This is a genomic window from Streptomyces sp. MS06 (assembly GCF_047200655.1).
Lineage (GTDB): Bacteria > Actinomycetota > Actinomycetes > Streptomycetales > Streptomycetaceae > Streptomyces.
On record NZ_JBJZOJ010000040.1, the window covers coordinates 14,455 to 32,232 of the forward strand.

Annotated in this window: 14 protein-coding genes and 1 pseudogene; 9 read left to right on the forward strand and 6 right to left on the reverse strand. The window is 72.1% G+C overall.

From position 1 onward, the window contains the following. Positions 1-39: 39 nt before the first annotated feature. Complete coding sequence (locus ACL02U_RS21305) at positions 40-651, reverse strand: vancomycin high temperature exclusion protein (RefSeq protein WP_412792470.1); 612 nt, start codon at positions 649-651, stop codon at positions 40-42. A 321-nt stretch (positions 652-972) separates the two neighbouring features. Next, positions 973-1,857, reverse strand: coding sequence for an RNA polymerase sigma factor SigJ (gene sigJ / locus ACL02U_RS21310; RefSeq protein WP_412792471.1), 885 nt, complete (start codon positions 1,855-1,857; stop codon positions 973-975). Between the two features lie 70 nt (positions 1,858-1,927). Here sigJ and ACL02U_RS21315 point away from each other — a divergent pair, with 70 nt between their 5' ends. Continuing rightward, positions 1,928-2,404 carry a carboxymuconolactone decarboxylase family protein gene (locus ACL02U_RS21315; RefSeq protein ID WP_412792472.1) on the forward strand — a complete coding sequence of 159 codons (477 nt, stop codon included), beginning with the start codon at positions 1,928-1,930 and terminating at the stop codon, positions 2,402-2,404. A gap of 187 nt (positions 2,405-2,591) precedes the next feature. Here ACL02U_RS21315 and ACL02U_RS21320 read toward each other — a convergent pair whose 3' ends face one another. Together ACL02U_RS21320 and ACL02U_RS21325 are read right to left on the reverse strand one after the other, a co-directional pair. Then, positions 2,592-2,801, reverse strand: a complete 210-nt coding sequence (locus tag ACL02U_RS21320; RefSeq protein ID WP_412792473.1) for a DUF397 domain-containing protein — start codon at positions 2,799-2,801, stop codon at positions 2,592-2,594. After that, positions 2,798-3,625, reverse strand: coding sequence for a helix-turn-helix domain-containing protein (locus tag ACL02U_RS21325; protein WP_412792474.1), 828 nt, complete (start codon positions 3,623-3,625; stop codon positions 2,798-2,800). Before ACL02U_RS21325 ends, ACL02U_RS21320 begins: the two co-directional genes overlap by 4 nt. 105 nt (positions 3,626-3,730) lie before the next feature. Between ACL02U_RS21325 and ACL02U_RS21330 the strand changes: the two are divergent. From ACL02U_RS21330 to ACL02U_RS21365, 8 genes and pseudogenes are all read left to right on the forward strand, one after another. After that, positions 3,731-3,982, forward strand: a pseudogene (locus tag ACL02U_RS21330) (hypothetical protein); the annotation flags it as partial. A gap of 505 nt (positions 3,983-4,487) precedes the next feature. Next, positions 4,488-5,354 (forward strand): radical SAM protein, encoded by an 867-nt coding sequence (locus tag ACL02U_RS21335; protein WP_412792475.1) that lies wholly within the window; start codon positions 4,488-4,490, stop codon positions 5,352-5,354. Between the two features lie 18 nt (positions 5,355-5,372). Then, positions 5,373-6,518, forward strand: a complete 1,146-nt coding sequence (locus ACL02U_RS21340) for a methyltransferase domain-containing protein (RefSeq protein ID WP_412792476.1) — start codon at positions 5,373-5,375, stop codon at positions 6,516-6,518. A 128-nt stretch (positions 6,519-6,646) separates the two neighbouring features. After that, the gene (locus ACL02U_RS21345) at positions 6,647-7,543 is read left to right on the forward strand and encodes a sirohydrochlorin chelatase (RefSeq protein ID WP_412792477.1); all 897 of its coding nucleotides are present in this window, start codon (positions 6,647-6,649) and stop codon (positions 7,541-7,543) included. Between the two features lie 83 nt (positions 7,544-7,626). Continuing rightward, the gene (locus ACL02U_RS21350) at positions 7,627-9,030 is read left to right on the forward strand and encodes a deoxyguanosinetriphosphate triphosphohydrolase (RefSeq protein ID WP_412792478.1); all 1,404 of its coding nucleotides are present in this window, start codon (positions 7,627-7,629) and stop codon (positions 9,028-9,030) included. 157 nt (positions 9,031-9,187) lie between these two features. Next, positions 9,188-10,453: an NAD(P)/FAD-dependent oxidoreductase gene (locus ACL02U_RS21355; RefSeq protein WP_412792479.1), complete on the forward strand. Its 1,266-nt coding sequence runs from the start codon at positions 9,188-9,190 to the stop codon at positions 10,451-10,453. A gap of 29 nt (positions 10,454-10,482) precedes the next feature. After that, a complete protein-coding gene (gene dnaG, locus ACL02U_RS21360; RefSeq protein WP_412792480.1) occupies positions 10,483-12,381 on the forward strand; it encodes a DNA primase in 1,899 nt (632 codons plus the stop codon). 218 nt (positions 12,382-12,599) lie between these two features. After that, positions 12,600-14,006, forward strand: a complete 1,407-nt coding sequence (locus ACL02U_RS21365; RefSeq protein WP_412792481.1) for an RNA polymerase sigma factor — start codon at positions 12,600-12,602, stop codon at positions 14,004-14,006. 47 nt (positions 14,007-14,053) lie between these two features. Here the strand turns inward: ACL02U_RS21365 and ACL02U_RS21370 are convergent, their stop codons facing one another. Continuing rightward, positions 14,054-15,982 (reverse strand): ABC transporter ATP-binding protein, encoded by a 1,929-nt coding sequence (locus tag ACL02U_RS21370; RefSeq protein WP_412792482.1) that lies wholly within the window; start codon positions 15,980-15,982, stop codon positions 14,054-14,056. Next, the gene (locus ACL02U_RS21375; protein ID WP_412792483.1) at positions 15,982-17,715 is read right to left on the reverse strand and encodes an ABC transporter ATP-binding protein; all 1,734 of its coding nucleotides are present in this window, start codon (positions 17,713-17,715) and stop codon (positions 15,982-15,984) included. The genes ACL02U_RS21370 and ACL02U_RS21375 overlap by 1 nt, the downstream gene beginning before the upstream one ends. Between the last annotated feature and the right edge of the window lie 63 nt (positions 17,716-17,778).

Consider the following 17,778-nt stretch of genomic DNA (forward strand, 5'->3'; position numbering starts at 1 on the left):
CGACCTCCCCGCGCGGGTGCGGGCACCGTGAGGATCCGGTCATCCGGCCGCCGCCAGCGCCCGCGCCACGCCCGGCTCCCTCGGGCCGAGGAAGTGCGGATCGGGCCGGAACACCGCCTCCAGGGCCGCCTTGTCCGCGGCGAACACCTCCCGGACGGCGCCGTAGTACCAGGTCGCGTCGTGCCGGTCGGGAACCCCGACCCCGTAGGACCGCACGCCCGCCGCCTCGCACAGCGCCACCGCCCGCCGGATGTGGAAGCCCTGACTGATCAGGACGGCCCGCTCCACGCCGAACACCTTCTTCGCCCGGACACACGAGTCCCAGGTGTCGAAGCCCGCGAAGTCCCTGACCACACGGGCCGCGGGCACACCGCTGCGGACCAGGTAGGCCCGCATCGCGTCCGGCTCGTCGTAGTCGCGCCGGCTGTTGTCGCCGGTGACGAGGACCACCTCGATGCGGCCCGCCCGGTACAGCGCGGCCGCCGCGTCCAGCCGGTGCGCCAGGTACGGCGACGGCTCCCCGTCCCACAGCCCCGCCCCGAAGACCACGGCGACCTCGGTACGCGGCACGTCGCCGGGCGCGCGCAGCCGGCTCCCGGTCGCCGTGAACAGCCACGCCGACGGCAGCAGGGCCAGCACGCACCCCGCCATCACAGCCTGCACCAGCCGCCGCCGGCCCCGCCGGGTGCGCGGCAGACGGAGGCGGGGCAGACGGCTGCCGGGTAGGGAGAAGCGGGGTGCCTGCGGACGTGGCGGGCGGAGGCCGGTCAGGCGGGGGAGGGGCGGGCGGAAACGGCGTGGTCGCGGGCGGCGCATCGGTCGGATCCTCACGGTCGGTGTCGTCCGTCAAGGACGCGGCACGGGGGCGGTCCGGTTCGCGGGGTGGTCCGCGATCCGGTTCGTGGGGCGGAGGACCGGCGCCCCGGTCCGTGCCCGGCCGGACCGCCCCGGTTCGTACGGGCCGCCCGGCGGTCAGACGGTCATACGGAGTGAGGCGAGCCGGTCGGGGTCGGTGAGGATGTCGAGCGCGGTGATGCGGCCGTCCCGGATGGTGAACGACATGACGGAGAGCGGCCGGCCGTCGGTGAAGGAGACGACGCCTGGGGTGCCGTTGACCAGGACGAGGTGTGCGTCCGCCGCGTAGCGGGCGAAGGTGATCGCCTGGGAGGCCACGTCGTCGGCCCCGCGTCGCAGGATGCTCGGGACGAGCGTGCCGCCGTCGGAGCGGGCGACCACGTCGGGCGCGAGGACGGCCAGGAGCGCCTCGAAGTCGCCGCCGCGAGAGGCGGCCAGGAAGGCGTCCACGACATCGCGCTTGCGGGTAGGGTCCGTGTCCGCCGCCGGGGCGGCACCCTGAACCCGGCGGCGGGCGCGGCTGGCGAGCTGCCGCGTCGCGACCGCGGTCCGGCCGAGGACGGGGGCGATGTCGTCGAAGGGCACGTCGAACATGTCGTGCAGGACGAAGGCGAGTCGCTCGGCCGGGGAGAGAGTGTCCAGAACGACCATGAGCGCGATGCCCACCGAGTCCGCGATCAGAACCTGCTGCTCGGGGTCGACGCGGGCCGACGCGGTGACCACCGGGTCCGGCAGCCGGACCGACCCATCCCGCTCGGGCAGCGGCTCCTCGCGTCGCGACGTCCGCGAGCGCAGCATGTCCAGGCAGATCCGACCCACGACCGTGGTGAGCCACGCCCCCAGGTTCCTCACCTCGTCCACATCGGTGCGGCCGAGTTTGAACCACGCTTCCTGAACGGCGTCCTCCGCCTCGGCGAGCGACCCCAGCATCCGGTACGCCACCGCCCGCAGCCCCGCCCGCTCGGCCTCGAAACGGTCGGCCAGAGAAGAACTCCCGCTCACCTGTCACACCCCCGTATCCGGATCCGTCGATCCGGTGACAGACACTAACGGAGCACCAGGAGAGCATCGGATGAACCCCGCGACCGCCACCACCGCCCGGATGAAGAACCCCGCTCTCGTCCTGCCGGACGCCATGAAGGGCATCCAGAACATCTACCAGGCCATGTACCAGGGAGGCGTCTCCCCGCAGACCCTGGAACTGGTCCACCTGCGGGCCAGCCAGATCAACGGCTGCAGCGCCTGCGTGTTCGCCGGCGTCGCCGGCGCGAAGAAGCACGGGGAGAGCGAGGAACGACTCCACGCCGTGGCCGCCTGGCGCGAGGCCCCCTTCTTCACCGACGAGGAGCGCGCCGCCCTGGCCCTGACCGAGTCCGCCACCCGGATCGCCGACCGCTCCGGCAAGGCCGTCCCCGACGACGTCTGGAACGAGGCCGCCGACCACTTCGACCAGGAGCAGCTCTCCGCGATCATCCTGATGATCAGCCTGACCAACTTCTTCAACCGCATCAACACCACCATCGAGGAGCCCGCCGGCACCACCTGGTGACCAGTGCACCGCGCCCCTCGCCCCGCGCCCCTCGCCGGGCAACCGGGGCTCCGGGCGCGCAACCCGCCGGGCACGACGGTGCCGGTGGCCGCGGAACTCCGCCACCGGCACCGGCCAGGAGACACATCCTCACCGTGCCGGCCGCGACGAGGCTGCCGCGAGCGGGTGCTGCGCGGGGGCCGACTCGTCAGAAGCCGCCGAACTCCCCACCCCTGACGCCCGCCACGAAGAAGGCGAACGACTCGGCGGGGAGGCCCAGCACGGGGCCGGCCGGATTCTTGGAGTCACGGACGGGGACCACGCCACGGGACGCGGCGAGGTTGATGGCGACCTCGACGCACTGGCCGCCGTTGCCGCTGTAGGAGGACGTGACCCAACGGGGCGATTCGGTCGTCACGGAGTGCCCTTTCGAAGCTCTTCGATCATGGCTACGGACGCCGCTTGCGACAGCGCTTCGGCTTGCAGTTGATGGTAGGCCGCCAGTATCGGAAGTACGAACGTGCTTTCCCGTTCGAGATGGCCCCGATGGGTGGACTCGGCATAGGAGACCAGCGAGCGGTCCGGCATCGTGAGAACCGTGACGGGCAGGCTGAACGGTCTGCGTGCTCCCATGGAGAACGGTGCGACCTGCAACATCGTGTTGGGCTGCTCGGCGAAGTCCAGCAAGCGGGCGAACTGGGCATCCATGGTCGAGGGGGCTCCCATCGGACGGCGGATGCAACTTTCGTCAAGTACCGCGGTGATCAAGGGGGACGGCGACCGATCGAGGCTGTTCTGCCGCTGCGCCACCAGTTCAACCCGCTCGTCGGCCTGCTCACAGGTGATCGCTTCCCGCCGTACCGCGTCGGCTTCCAATGCCGCCGCGTACTCGAGTGTCTGCAGAAGCCCAGGGACGACGCCCACTTCGTACAGCCGAATCTCCGCCGCCCGCGCCTCGAGCGAAACGTACTCCGGGAACCCCTCGATGAGAGCGGTATGACGAGCGGCCCGACTCTGTCGCTCGAACATGTCTCCGGCGCCGAGTGCTCTGTCAAGACTTGCCGCAAATCGACGAGTTGGAGGGCGACGACCGGTTTCCACAGCGGAAATGTGCGCCCCGGAGCATCCGACACGCGTCGCCAGCTCATCCTGCGTCCATCCTCTCTGATCCCGCAGTGTGCGAAGTAGCTTCCCGAACCGCGCGCTTGGTGATGCCTCGGGGTCCAGCTCTTTCCGGTTCACCGGTCACCGCCCAACTCAACAAGCAGGTCTCGTAAGTTGAAGACAACCCGACTCTAGGTCACGCTGAATCCCTTGGTAGTGGAACCACTACGGAGAGGAATGATGGTGTCCGGAGAGAACGTTCCCGCGGAGCGGCAGGAACCCCCACCTGCTCCGGCTCTCGGCACGCTGATGGTGGACGCGCAGGAGCGGGTGGGAGAGTTCCGGGGCGCGTGGTGCGGAGCCTGGTCCCTCCGCCCCGTGACCGGCGGTGCCGAATGGACTGTTGATCCTCGGGAAGTGCGGCCCGCGGACTCGGCGGAGCGCCTGCGCGCCGAGACGGCCCGCGTCAACGCGCGCAGCCGGGGTGAGCGGCTGGTGGCAGCCTCGGCCCGCCGCAGGTTCGCCTTCGTCGACTGGACGCTGCGGCCCGATCGCGACGATGACGCCCCGCCGCTGACGTACGCGTTCCGGTGCCTCGCGCTCACCGGGGACGACACCGGTTGCGGTGCCAGGTCTCCCGTGAGCGAGGACCCGACCGCACCGCAGACCTGGGCGTTCGCCCACATGCGCGAGCACCCCGAACACACCGGCTATGCGGAGGTGATCGAACGCCCGTGGGTCATGTGGCGGGGCCGGCCGTCATGAACAGCGGGCAGGAGTCAGGCGGGCAGTGCGATGCGCGCGACACCTCAGGGACAGGCGGACGGTTGCCCACCTTGCATCCACGCTGATGCCCCGTAGACATGGCGTCTTGAAACCTCGCCCCCGTACACGACCAGGCCCGCGGCCCGACTCCGTTCTCTGCTCGTCTGCGACGGCTCCATCGATCCCGCCCATCCCCGCGTACTCCGAACCCCCAAAACCGAAAGGCCCCCACACCGTGACTGCCCTTCTTGAACCGCCCGCCGGAAGTCCTTTCGCCGGTATCCGCTCCCTGGAACTGGAGATCACCGGCAAGTGCCCGCTCGCCTGCACCCACTGCCTGTCCGAGTCCGGCCCGCAATCGAGTCACGGCACGATGGCACCCGCGGACTGGCACCGTGCCATCACGGATGCTGCCGCGCTCGGCGTCCGCACCGTGCAGCTCATCGGCGGTGAGCCGACCGTCCACCCGTACTGGCGGGACTTGACCGAGCAGGCGCTCTCTCTCGGGCTGCACGTGGAGATCTACAGCAACCTGTTCCATGTCGCCCCCTCCTGGTGGGACGTGTTCACCCGCGCGGGTGTGACTCTCGCGACGAGCTACTACAGCGACGACCCCGCCGAACACGACAGAATCACGGGGCGCGCGGGCAGCCACGTCCGCACCCGGTGCAACATTCGGGCAGCCGTCGACCGCGGGATCGTGCTCCGGGCCGGAATCGTGGACATCCTGCCGGGGCAGCGCGTCGCCCCCGCACGCGCCGAGCTGGAATCCATGGGTGTGAAGCACATCAACACGGACCGTGTACGCGCCGTAGGGCGTGCCCTGCTGCCAGGGCAGACCCCGACCTGGGACGAGATGTGCGGCAGGTGTACCCGCGGACGCGCCGCCGTCCTTTCGAACGGGGACGTGGTCGGGTGCGTCCTCTCGCGGAACTTCCCGGCGGGAAACGTGCGGGAAACCCCACTCGCCGAGCTGTTCAAATCCACGGCGTGGGCGGAACTCCGCGCGAGGGTGCCACCGTTGCGCGTGAACGCCTGTCCGCCCAACGATTCCGGCGACTGCGACCCGGCCAACACGGAAGCCTGCGACCCCGCGTACTGACCTGGAAGGCTCGGCAACATGGAATGGCGCACGAGAGCGGCACGACTCGCGGACCAGGTGACCGACCCTGACTCACGATGGCTCGCCCCAGTGGCGCAGGTCGCCCGACACACGCTGGTGCCCCGCTGGTGGGACACGGACGGCACGGGCCGATGGGTGGTCCGTGACGGGCCGAGCAACCCGCAGGCATGGAGTGACGCCGCCTACGCGGACCGGTCCCTGATCACACGGGTGGGCACACTGCACGCCGACCACGCCGATCCCGGAGACCAGCCCGAGGGACTTCCCACGTCGTCCGCGACGATGCCGAGCCTGGTGGTGCGGATGCTCCGACACGCGCGACCGGGGGACGGACTGACCCTGCTGGATCTGGGCACCGGAGCCGGCGGGCTCACCGCGTATGCCTGCCACCGACTCGGGGACGACCACGTGACGAGTCTCGACGTGGACCCGTACCTGGTCGGTGCGGCGCGGGACCGGCTCGCGGGCATGGGGTACCGACCCAGGATGGTGACGGCGGACGCCACCGAGAACGTGCCGGGCTCGTATGACCGCATCGTGTGTACAGTCGCGCTCGCCCCCGGTCCGGGACTCCGTGCGGTGCTCGCCGCCCTGGAACCCGGCGGACGCATCGCGACGACCTTGGCACGCACCTCCCTGATCATCACCGGTTGGAAGGACCGGGACGGGGATGTGGTGGGCACGGTCGCGCGGGACATGGCGGGGTTCATGCTCGCCCGGTCCGCTGAGGCCTACCCGCCCGCCCCCACCGGACTTTTCGCCCTCGCCCGTGAGGCGGACGGGGACGTGGCGGGCACGGGCCGCTATCCCGTGGTGGACGTGGCGAACGCCTGGGAACTCCGGTCCATGCTGGAAGTCACCACGCCGGGCGTGGAACTGGGATACGAGGCCAGGGGGCGGACACGAACCGCCTACCTGGTGCACCCGGACGGATCATGGGCACGCGCGTCCGCCGAGTGGACCGACCCGCCGACCGTGCACCAGGGCGGTCCGCAACGCCTGTGGGAAGCCCTGGAACGGATTCGCAACCGGTTGAACGCGGAGGGCTCGCTGCCGCTGCTGGGAGCCCGCGTGCGCATCACACCCGACGGGGTGTGTCATCTGAGCCGCGGTCGGTGGCGTGCCTCGTTGGGAGTCCAGTAGCTCCGCGACGCCGGTCCGCCGGGAGCGCTCGCCCCCTCACACCCCCCGCACCCCCCGCGTGAATCCCCGGAAAACGCCCGTCACGGTCACGCAACGGGCGCGCAACCTTCTTCCGGCAGGCTCTGTCCATGACGGCGTCGAACCACTCGCGCGACGAGTCCCTCCCGTGCCCCGGCCGTCCGGCCGGTGCTCCTCTCGACAGTACGGCGCACCTCATGGACCGGATCCGCACCCAGCTCGCCGGCCAGCTCAGCCTGGTCACCCCCGACGGCCGCCGCCGTCCGGGCCCGCCCGCACTGGTGCTGGTGGCGCACGGCAGCCGCGACCCGCGCGCCCTGGACACCGCGCACAGCCTGCTGGAGCGGATCCGGGAACTGCGCCCCGCGCTGCCGGTCCGCCTCGGGCACATCGAGCTGAACGAGCCGCTGCTGACGGACACCCTCGCGGGCCTGGGCAGCGCCCCCGCCGTCCTGGTGCCGCTGCTGCTGGCCCGCGGCCACCACGTCAAGCGGGACATCCCGCGGGCGGCCGCCGCGTCCCGGGTGCGCGCCCGGCTGGCGGCCCCGCTGGGCCCGCACCCACTGCTGGTGGAGACGCTGTACGCGCGGCTGGTGGAGGCCGGCTGGCGCACCCGTACCAGTGAGGCCGAGCGCCGGGCGAGCGCGGTGGTGCTGGCCGCCGCGGGCTCCCGCGACCCCGACTCGGCCGCAGACACCCGCCGTACCGCCCGCCTGCTCGCCGAACGCCTCGGGGTGCCCGTCCGGCCGGCGTACGCCTCCGCCGCCACGCCCACCGTCGACGCCGCGGTACGCGCCCTGGCCGCCCGCGGCCGGCACCGTGTCGCCGTCGCCTCCTGCTTCGCCGCGCCGGGCCGGTTCGCCACCCAGTGCGCCAAGGCCGCACCCGGGATCGCCGCCGCCCCGCTGGGCGACCACCCGGCGATGGCCCGCCTGGTGCTGCACCGCTACGACCAGGCCCTGGCCCACCCGGAAACGGCGGCGGAACCGGCGCTGGCGTCGGCCTGAACCCTGCGTCGCCCCGCCGGTCCCAGCCCGGTGTCCCGCCCGGCGCACCCCGCCGACCAGCGGCGGCGTCTACTGTTCGGGGCATGGAAGGGACCGCCCCGCAGGCCTACGAGAACCACATCCCGCCCTCCGGCTACACCGCGGCCGACGTCGAGCGCTGGGTCGCCGAGCCGGACAAGCGGCCCGGCCGCACCGCCTTCCAGCGCGACCGCGCCCGCGTGCTGCACTCCGCCGCGCTGCGCCGCCTGGCCGGGAAGACGCAGGTGGTCACGCCCGGCAGCATGGGCCAGGCCTGGGACGCGAGCCCGCGTACCCGGCTCACCCACTCCCTGGAGTGCGCCCAGGTCGGCCGGGAGCTCGGCGCCGCGCTCGGCTGCGACGCGGACCTGGTCGAGGCGGCCTGCCTCTCCCACGACCTGGGCCACCCCCCGTTCGGCCACAACGGCGAGCAGGCGCTGAACGAGTTCGCCGAGGACTGCGGCGGCTTCGAGGGCAACGCCCAGTCGCTGCGGCTGCTGACCCGGATCGAGCCCAAACGGTTCACCGCCGAGCGTTCCGTCGGCCTCAACCTCACCCGGGCCGTCCTCGACGCCGCCACCAAGTACCCCTGGCCGCGCGGCGGGCACCCCACCGACCCGGCGTCGGCGAAGTTCGGCGTGTACGAGGACGACCGCCCCGTCTTCGACTGGGTCCGCAAGGAGGCACCCGGCACCCGCGCCTGCTTCGAGGCGCAGGTCATGGACTGGGCCGACGACGTGGCGTACTCGGTGCACGACGTGGAGGACGGCCTGCACGCCGGGCACATCGACCCCAACTGCCTGCACGCCGCGCCCGAGCGGCAGGAGGTCTTCGCGGTCGCCGCCGACCGGTACGCCCCGCCCGGCACCGACCCCGCCGAACTCGACGCCGCCCTCGACCGGCTCCAGGACCAGGACTGGTGGCCGCACGGCTACGACGGCACCGCGGCCGCGCAGGCCCGGCTGAAGGACGCCACCAGCCAGCTCATCGGCCGCTTCTGCCTCGCCGCAGAGGGCGCCACCCGCGCCGCCTGGGGCCCCCGCCCGGGCAGCCGGGGCGGCGGGGGAGCCGGGGGAGCCCGGGAGGCCGGAACAGCCCGGTGGGTCGGGGGAGCCGAGGGGACCACGGGGTCCGGCGCGACCGCCGGGCGGCTCACCCGGTACGCCGCCGAACTGGTCGTGCCCCGTGAGACCCGGCTGGAGTGCGCGGTCCTCAAGGCGGTCGCCGACCGGTACGTGATGCAGCGCGCCGAGCAGGAGCGGTTGCGGGCCGACCAGCGGATCGTCGTCGCCGAGCTGGCAGAGGCGCTCACCGCCCGCGCCCCGGACGGGCTGGACCCCCAGTTCCGCGCCCTGTTCGACGCCGCCGGCGACGACCGCGCCCGCAAACGGGTGATCGTCGATCAGATCGCCTCGCTCACCGACGCCTCGGCGCGTTCCCTGCACGCCCGGCTGACCGCGCATCGGTGACACCGCGGTGGGCATGTATGCCCGGAAACCGCCCGAACCGGAGCAGGAACGAACCCGAACGTGACCCTCCGTGGCCTGATCGGGCCACTCCCCCTTCCCCCATCACCCTGCGTGCGGGACGCTCCCATGTGGCGGCACCGTAAAGAGGAGGCATCAAGTGGTCGACGCGGATCAGACATTCGTCATCGTCGGAGGCGGCCTGGCCGGCGCGAAGGCGGCCGAGACGCTCCGCGCGGAGGGGTTCAACGGGCGCGTGATACTGATCTGCGACGAACGCGACCACCCGTACGAGCGCCCTCCGCTGTCCAAGGGCTACCTGCTCGGCAAGGAGGAACGCGACAGCGTCTTCGTGCACGAGCCCGCCTGGTACGCCCGCAACGACGTCGAGCTGCACCTCGGCCAGACCGTCGACACCGTCGACCGCGCCGCGAAGACGGTCCGCTTCGGCGAGGACGGCGGCACCGTCCGCTACGACAGGCTGCTGCTCGCCACCGGCGCCGAACCCCGGCGCCTGGACATCCCGGGCACCGACCTGGCCGGCGTGCACCACCTGCGCCGCCTCTCGCACGCCGAACGGCTCAAGGGCGTGCTCGCCTCCCTCGGCCGGGACAACGGCCACCTCGTGATCGCGGGCGCCGGCTGGATCGGCCTGGAGGTCGCGGCGGCGGCCCGCGAGTACGGCGCCGAGGTCACCGTCGTCGAACCCGAGCCGACCCCCCTGCACGGCGTGCTCGGCCCCGAGCTCGGCGGGCTCTTCGGGGAACTGCACCGCGAGCGCGGCGTCCGCTTCCACTTCGGCGCCCGGCTGACCGAGATCGCCGGCCAGGACGGCATGGTGCTGGCCGCCCGCACCGACGACGGCGAGGAGCACCCCGCGCACGCGGTCCTCGCCGCGATCGGCGCCGCCCCGCGCACCGGCCTCGCCGAGGCGGCCGGACTGGAGATCGCCGACCGCGCCCACGGCGGCGGCATCGCCGTCGACGAGCGGCTGCGCACCTCCGACCCCGACATCTTCGCCGCGGGCGACGTGGCGTCCTTCCCGCACGCCCTGTTCGACACCCGGCTGCGCGTCGAGCACTGGGCCAACGCCCTCAACGGCGGCCCGGCCGCCGCCCGCGCCATGCTCGGGCTGGACGTCGTCTACGACCGCGTGCCCTACTTCTTCTCCGACCAGTACGACCTCGGCATGGAGTACTCCGGCTGGGCGCCCCCCGGCACCTACGACGAGGTGGTCATCCGCGGGGACGCCGGGAAACGCGAGTTCGTCGCCTTCTGGGTGAAGGAGAACCGGGTGCTCGCCGGGATGAACGTCAACGTCTGGGACGTCACCGAGCCGATCCAGCGGCTGATCCGCTCCGGCGCCCCGGTCGACACCGAGGCACTGGCGGACCCGCACGTTCCGCTGGACGGGCTCGTCCCGTAGCTGTCGTCCTGCCCCCGTAGACTTCACGCGTGGCAGGACGGATCAACGACGAGGACGTGAAGGCGGTCAGGGACGCGGTCCCGATCGACGCCGTGGTGTCCGAGTACCTCCAGCTGCGCAACGCGGGCGGCGGCAACCTCAAGGGCCTGTGCCCCTTCCACGACGAGAAGTCACCGTCCTTCCAGGTCAGCCCCAGCAAGGGACTCTTCCACTGCTTCGGCTGCCAGGAGGGCGGCGACACCATCACGTTCGTGATGAAGGTCGACCACCTCTCCTTCTCGGAGTCCGTCGAGCGCCTCGCCGCCCAGGCCGGCATCACCCTGCGCTACGAGGAGGGCGGCTACAACCCGGCCCACCAGCGCGGTGAGCGCATCCGCCTGGTCGAGGCCCACAAGATCGCCGCCGAGTGGTACGCCGAGCAGCTCGCCACCTCCCCCGAGGCGGAGACCGGCCGCGTCTTCCTCGCCGAACGCGGCTTCGACCAGGCGTCCGCCGTGCACTTCGGCGTCGGCTACAGCCCCCAGGGCTGGGACCACCTCACCCGCTACCTGCGCGGCAAGGGCTTCTCCGACAAGGAACTGGTGCTGTCCGGCCTCGCCCAGGAGGGCCGCCGCGGCCCCATCGACCGCTTCCGCGGCCGGCTGATGTGGCCGATCCGCGACATCGGCGGCGACGTCGTCGGCTTCGGCGCCCGCAAGCTCTACGAGGCCGACAACGGCCCCAAGTACCTCAACACCCCCGAGACCGCGATCTACCGCAAGTCCCAGGTCCTCTACGGCATCGACCTGGCCAAGAAAGACATCGCGAAGAGCAGCCGCGCGGTCGTCGTCGAGGGCTACACCGACGTCATGGCCTGCCACCTCGCCGGCGTCACCACCGCCATCGCCACCTGCGGCACCGCCTTCGGCGGCGACCACATCAAGATCCTCCGCCGGCTCCTGATGGACAACGGCTCGGCCCGCGTCATCTTCACCTTCGACGGCGACGCGGCAGGCCAGAAGGCTGCCCTGCGCGCCTTCGAGGACGACCAGAAGTTCGCCGCCGAGACCTACATCGCCGTCGCCCCGGACGGCATGGACCCCTGCGAGCTGCGCCTCGCCAAGGGCGACGAGGCCGTCGCCGACCTGGCCGAACCCCGCACCCCGCTGTTCGAGTTCGCGCTGCGGCAGATCGTCGCCCGCTACGACCTCGACACCCCGGCCGGGCGGGCGTCCGCGCTCGACGAGGCCGCGCCGGTCGTCGCGCGGATCAAGAACAGCGGCGCCCAGCACGAGGTCGCCGTCCAGCTCGCCGGCATGCTCGGCATCCTCGACACCCAGTTCGTCGTCCGGCGGGTGGCCCAGCTCGCCCGCTGGGCGCGCGAGCGCGGCGGCCGCGCCCCCCAGCAGGCCGCCCCCCGCGAGCAGTGGGCCGCCCCCGCCGCGGCGGCTCCCCGCGGCCCCGCCCTCAACCTCCGCAACCCCGTCTTCGCCACCGAGCGCGAGCTGCTCAAGCTCGCCCTCCAGCGCCCCGAACTGGTCTCCCCGGCCTTCGACGCGTACGGCGTCGACGAGTTCACCGCGCCGCCCTACGCCGCCGTACGGCAGGCCGTCCTGGAGGCCGGGGGCGCCGAGTGGGGCGTGCAGGACCCGCAGGAGTACCTGATCCGGGTCCGGGAGGCCGCCCCCGACGACGCGGTGCGGGCGATGGTGACCGAGCTGGCGGTGGAGGCGATCCTGCGCCGGACCGTCGACGAGAACTACGCGGGCGAGCAACTGGTCACCGTGCGCCGGCGGGCCGTGGAACGCCGGGTCCGCGACATCCAGGGCCGGCTCACCCGCCTCGGCACCGTCGACGACCCGGCCGAACTGGCCGCCGTGCAGAACGAGCTGTGGGTCCTCCAGCAGTACGACCAGGCACTGCGGGAGCACGGCGCGACCGCGCTGTGAGCACCCCCTCCGGCTGACCCCGGCCACCGGGTGCACTGCCCGCTCCGGACCGGGGCCGCCGCCCCCGGCCGGGACGACCACCCGGGCGCACGGCCCGTTCGGGACCGCGCCGCGGCCGCCGCCTCCCGGCCGGGATAACCACCGGGTCACGAACCGGATGCAAAAAGTCACCGCACGCCCCTCGTTTCGGCGATGTGTCGTACTCCACACTGGGTCCGGTGCCTGAGTCCTCGGAGCGCGGCCGGCCCGTCTCCCACGGGCCGCACACCCCCGCGGTTCCGCTCATCGCGTACGGGACGGACAGCGGCGAGGCCGCCGACTCCGCTCCCGAAGTACCGCTGCCGCACCCTTACGCAGCGATCACCCTGGAGGTCGCCCCCGTGCAGACCCGGACCCTCGCCCAGACCGACGCGCGTACCGCCCTCGCCCCGGACGGCCCGGCGCCGGACGCCGACAGCGACGTCCTGCTCACCGTGCCCCCGCAGGGCCGGACCGCACCCCGGCCCGCGGCCCCCGCCGGCCCGCAGGCCGCCCCGGACGCCGTGGAGCCGCCCGCCGGAACCGCGGACGCCTCCGCGGCCGCCGAGCCCGCCGCCCCGGCCGCCGAGTCAGTGGAGCCGGCCGCCGCCCCGGCCGCCGAGTCAGTGGAGCCGGCCGCCGCCCCGGCCGTGGAGCCCGCCGAGCCGCCGCGCCCCGCCCGTGCCGACACCGGCGGCCCCTCCTCGGACCTGTTCCGGCAGTACCTCCGCGAGATCGGCCGCATCCCGCTGCTCACCGCGGCCGAGGAGGTCGACCTCGCCCGCCGGGTCGAGGCGGGCCTGTTCGCCGAGGAGAAACTGGGCGGCGCCGCCGACCTGGACAGCCGGCTCGCCCTCGACCTGGACCGCCTGGTCGTCATGGGCCGCCTCGCCAAACGCCGCCTCATCGAGGCGAACCTGCGGCTCGTGGTGTCCGTGGCGAAGCGGTACGTCGGCCGCGGACTGACCATGCTCGACCTGGTCCAGGAGGGAAACCTCGGCCTGATCCGGGCCGTCGAGAAGTTCGACTACGCGCGCGGCTACAAGTTCTCCACCTACGCCACCTGGTGGATCCGCCAGGCCATGTCGCGGGCGCTGGCCGACCAGGCCCGCACCATCCGCGTCCCGGTGCACGTGGTGGAACTGATCAACCGGGTGGTCCGGGTGCAGCGCCGGATGCTCCAGGAACGCGGCTACGAGCCCACCCCGCAGGAGGTCGCCGCCCAGCTCGACCTGCCGCCCGAGCGGGTCGGGGAGGTCCTGCGCCTGGCCCAGGAACCCGTCTCGCTGCACGCCCCGGTCGGCGAGGAGGAGGACGTCGCCCTCGGCGACCTCATCGAGGACGGCGACGCCACCTCGCCGGTGGAGTCGGCGGCGTTCCTGCTGCTGCGCGAGCACCTGGACGCGGTGCTCTCCACCCTCGGCGAACGCGAACGCAGGGTCGTCCAGCTCCGGTACGGCCTCGTCGACGGACGCCCGCGGACCCTGGAGGAGATCGGCCGCATCTTCGGCGTGACCCGGGAGCGGATACGGCAGATCGAGTCCAAGACCCTCAACAAGCTCCGCGACCACGCCTTCGCCGACCAGCTCCGCGGCTACCTGGACTGACCCGGAGGCCGCTCCCCGCGGGGAGCGCCCTCCGGCCCGCGGTCCGGTCAGTCCACCTCGGCGACCGCCTGCGCGAACTGCGCCCGGTACAACCGGGCGTAGGCCCCGCCCGCGGCCAGCAGCTCCTCGTGCGCACCCTGCTCCACGATCGACCCGTTCTCCATCACGAGGATCGTGTCCGCGTCCCGGATCGTCGACAGCCGGTGCGCGATGACGAACGAGGTGCGCCCGTGCGCCAGCTTCGCCATCGCCTTCTGGATCAGCACCTCGGTCCGGGTGTCGACGGAGCTGGTCGCCTCGTCCAGGACCAGGATCGCCGGATCGGACAGGAACGCCCGCGCGATGGTGATGAGCTGCTTCTCACCCGCGCTGACGCCCGCGCCCTCGTCGTCGATGACGGTGTCGTAGCCGTCCGGCAGGGTGCGGATGAACCGGTCCGCGTGCGCGGCCCGCGCCGCCTCCTCGACCTCTCCGCGGGTGACGTCCCGGGAGGCGCCGTAGGCGATGTTCTCCGCGATGGTGCCGCCGAACAGCCAGGTGTCCTGCAGCACCATGCCGATCCCGGCGCGCAGGTCGTCCCGGGTCATCCGCGCCACGTCGGTGCCGTCCAGGGTGATCCGGCCGCCGGACACCTCGTAGAACCGCATCAGCAGGTTCACCAGGGTGGTCTTGCCGGCGCCGGTCGGGCCGACGATGGCCACCGTGTGCCCCGGCTCCGCCTTCAGCGACAGGTCCTCGATCAGCGGCTTGTCCGGGTCGTAGCGGAAGGAGATCTTCTCCAGCTCCACCCGCCCGAGCAGTTCGTCCGGCTTCTCGCCCGGCACCGGGTCCGCCTCCTGCTCCGGCGCGTCCAGGAGTTCGAAGACGCGTTCCGCCGAGGCGACACCGGACTGCACCAGGTTCGCCATCGACGCCACCTGCGTCAGCGGCATCGAGAACTGGCGCGAGTACTGGATGAAGGCCTGCACGTCGCCGATGGACAGCGCGCCGGTGGCGACCCGCAGACCGCCGACCACCGCGACCAGCACGTAGTTGAGGTTCGACACGAACATCATCAGCGGCTGCATGATCCCGCTGTTGAACTGCGCCCGGAACCCGGCCTCGTACAGCGCCTCGTTCTGCTCGGCGAACTGCGCGGCGGACTCGTCCTGCCGGCCGAACACCTTCACCAGGGTGTGCCCGGTGTACATCTCCTCGATGTGCGCGTTCAGCGCGCCCGTCGACCGCCACTGCTGCACGAAGTGCGGCTGCGACCGCTTGCCCACCCGGGTGGCGACCACGAACGACAGCGGCACCGTCACCAGCGCGACCAGCGCGAGGATCCACGACACGTAGAACATCATCGCCAGCACGCCGATGATCGTCAGCATCGCGTTGATCAGCTGGCCCATCGACTGCTGCAGCGTCTGCCCGATGTTGTCGATGTCGTTGGTGGCCCGCGACAGCACCTCGCCGCGCTGCCGCTTGTCGAAGTACGACAGCGGCAGCCGCGACAGCTTGCCCTGCACGTCCTCCCGCATCCGGTACATGGTGCGGTTGACGGCCCGGTTGACCAGCCGGGTCGCGACCGCCATCAGCAGGCCCGCGGTGACGAAGGTGCACAGCGCCAGCAGCAGCACCTGCCCCACGGCGCCGAAGTCGATGCCCTCGCCCGGTGTGAAGTCCGTGCCGCTGAGCATGTCGGCGACGCCGCCCTGACCGTGCTGCCGCATCGAGTCGAGGACCTGCTCCTTCGACTGGCCGGCCGGCGTGCTCCGGCCGACGATGCCGCCGAAGACCAGGTCGGTGGCGCGGCCGAGGATCTTCGGCCCGATCACGTTCAGTCCGACGCTGAACACCACGCAGGCCAGCAGCGTGACGATCGTGGCCCGTTCCGGCGCGAACCGGGTGACGAGCCGCCGGCCCGACACCTTGAAGTCCATCGAGCGGTTGTCCGGGCCGCCCCCGGCCATCATCCGCCCCATCGGCCCGGCCATCAGGCAGCCTCCGCTTCCGTGAGCTGGGAGAGCACGATCTCCCGGTAGGTCTCGTTGCCCGCCATCAGTTCGTGGTGCCGGCCGGTGCCGACGACCCGGCCCTCGTCCAGCACCATGATCCGGTCGGCGTCCCGGATGGTCGACACCCGCTGGGCGACGATCACCACGGTCGACTCGGCGGTCTCCTCGGTGAGCGCCGTCCGCAGCGCCGCGTCGGTGGCGTAGTCGAGGGCGGAGAAGGAGTCGTCGAAGAGGTAGATCTCCGGACGCTGCACCAGCGTGCGGGCGATCGCGAGGCGCTGCCGCTGACCGCCGGAGACGTTGGTGCCGCCCTGTGAGATCGGCGCGTCGAGCCCGCCGTCCAACTGCTCCACGAAGTCCCTGGCCTGAGCCACCTCCAGGGCCTGCCACAGCTCCGCGTCGGTGGCGTCCGGATTGCCGTAGCGCAGGTTGGTGGCGACCGTGCCGGCGAACAGGTAGGGCTTCTGCGGCACCAGTCCGACCGTCCGCGCCAGCACCTGCGGGTCGATCTCCGCGACCGGTACGCCGTCGACGAGCACCTCCCCGTCGGTCGCGTCGAACAGCCGCGGCACCAGGCCCAGCAGGGTCGACTTTCCGCTGCCGGTGGAGCCGATCACCGCCGTCACCTCGCCCGGCCGGGCGGTCAGGCCGATCGACTTGAGCACCGGCTCCTCGGCACCCGGGTAGCGGAACCCGGCGTCCCGGATCTCCAGGTGGCCGTGCCGGCGCAGCTCGGTCACCGGCGCCGACGGCGGCACCACGCTCGACTCAGTGCCCAGCACCTCCTGGATGCGTTCGGCGCAGACCTCCGCACGCGGCACCATCATGAACATGAAGGTGGCCATCATCACGGACATCACGATCTGCATCAGATAGGCGAGGAAGGCGGTCAGATCACCGATCTGCATCCCGCCGCTGTCGATGCGGTGCGCACCGAACCACACCACCGCGATGGACGACACGTTCACCGTCGTCATCACCATCGGGAACATCAGTGCGAGGAGGTTGCCGGTGGCGAGGGCCTTGTCGGTGAGGTCGGCGTTGGCCTTCCCGAACCGACGCTGCTCGTACTCGTCGCGGACGAAGGCGCGGATCACCCGGTTGCCGGTGATCTGCTCGCGCAGCACCCGGTTCACCGTGTCCAGCCGCTTCTGCATGGACCGGAACAGCGGACGCAGCCGCCGCACGATCAGCGTCACGCAGATCCCCAGCACCGGCACCACCGCGACCAGCACCCCGGACAGCGGGACGTCCAGCCCCAGGGCCATCACGATGCCGCCCACGCACATGATGGGCGCCGACACCATCAGGGTGAACGACATCAGGGCCAGCATCTGGACCTGCTGCACGTCGTTGGTGGTGCGGGTGATCAGCGAGGGCGCGCCGAAGTGACCGACCTCACGCGAGGAGAACGACTGCACCCGGTCGAAGACGGCGGTCCGCACGTCCCGGCCGAGCGCCGACGCGGTACGCGCGCCGAAGTACACGGCGCCGATGTTGCACACGACCTGCGCCAGCGAGATGCCGATCATCAGGCCGCCGTAGGACAGGATGTAGCCGCTGTCGCCGTTGACGACCCCGTTGTCGATGATGTCGGCGTTCAGGGTGGGCAGGTAGAGAGTGGCGCAGGTCTGCAGGAACTGCAGCGCCACCAGCAGGGCGATGGGTTTCTTGTAGGGCCTGAGATAGGTCCGCAGTAGTCGTATGAGCACGCTGGGTCTCTCGGAGTCGGCATCGTGGGGGGGTGGACGATCGCCCCTGGCCCCTATCGTCGG

What these genes read in the sequence shown, in the direction of transcription:
- ACL02U_RS21340 (WP_412792476.1), top strand. Translation starts at nt 5,373, where the DNA reads ATGGAATGGCGCACGAGAGCGGCACGACTCGCGGACCAGGTGACCGAC.
- ACL02U_RS21305 (WP_412792470.1), bottom strand. Translation starts at nt 651, where the DNA reads ATGGCGGGGTGCGTGCTGGCCCTGCTGCCGTCGGCGTGGCTGTTCACG.
- ACL02U_RS21350 (WP_412792478.1), top strand. Translation starts at nt 7,627, where the DNA reads ATGGAAGGGACCGCCCCGCAGGCCTACGAGAACCACATCCCGCCCTCC.
- ACL02U_RS21370 (WP_412792482.1), bottom strand. Translation starts at nt 15,982, where the DNA reads ATGGCCGGGCCGATGGGGCGGATGATGGCCGGGGGCGGCCCGGACAAC.
- ACL02U_RS21345 (WP_412792477.1), top strand. Translation starts at nt 6,647, where the DNA reads ATGACGGCGTCGAACCACTCGCGCGACGAGTCCCTCCCGTGCCCCGGC.
- ACL02U_RS21315 (WP_412792472.1), top strand. Translation starts at nt 1,928, where the DNA reads ATGAACCCCGCGACCGCCACCACCGCCCGGATGAAGAACCCCGCTCTC.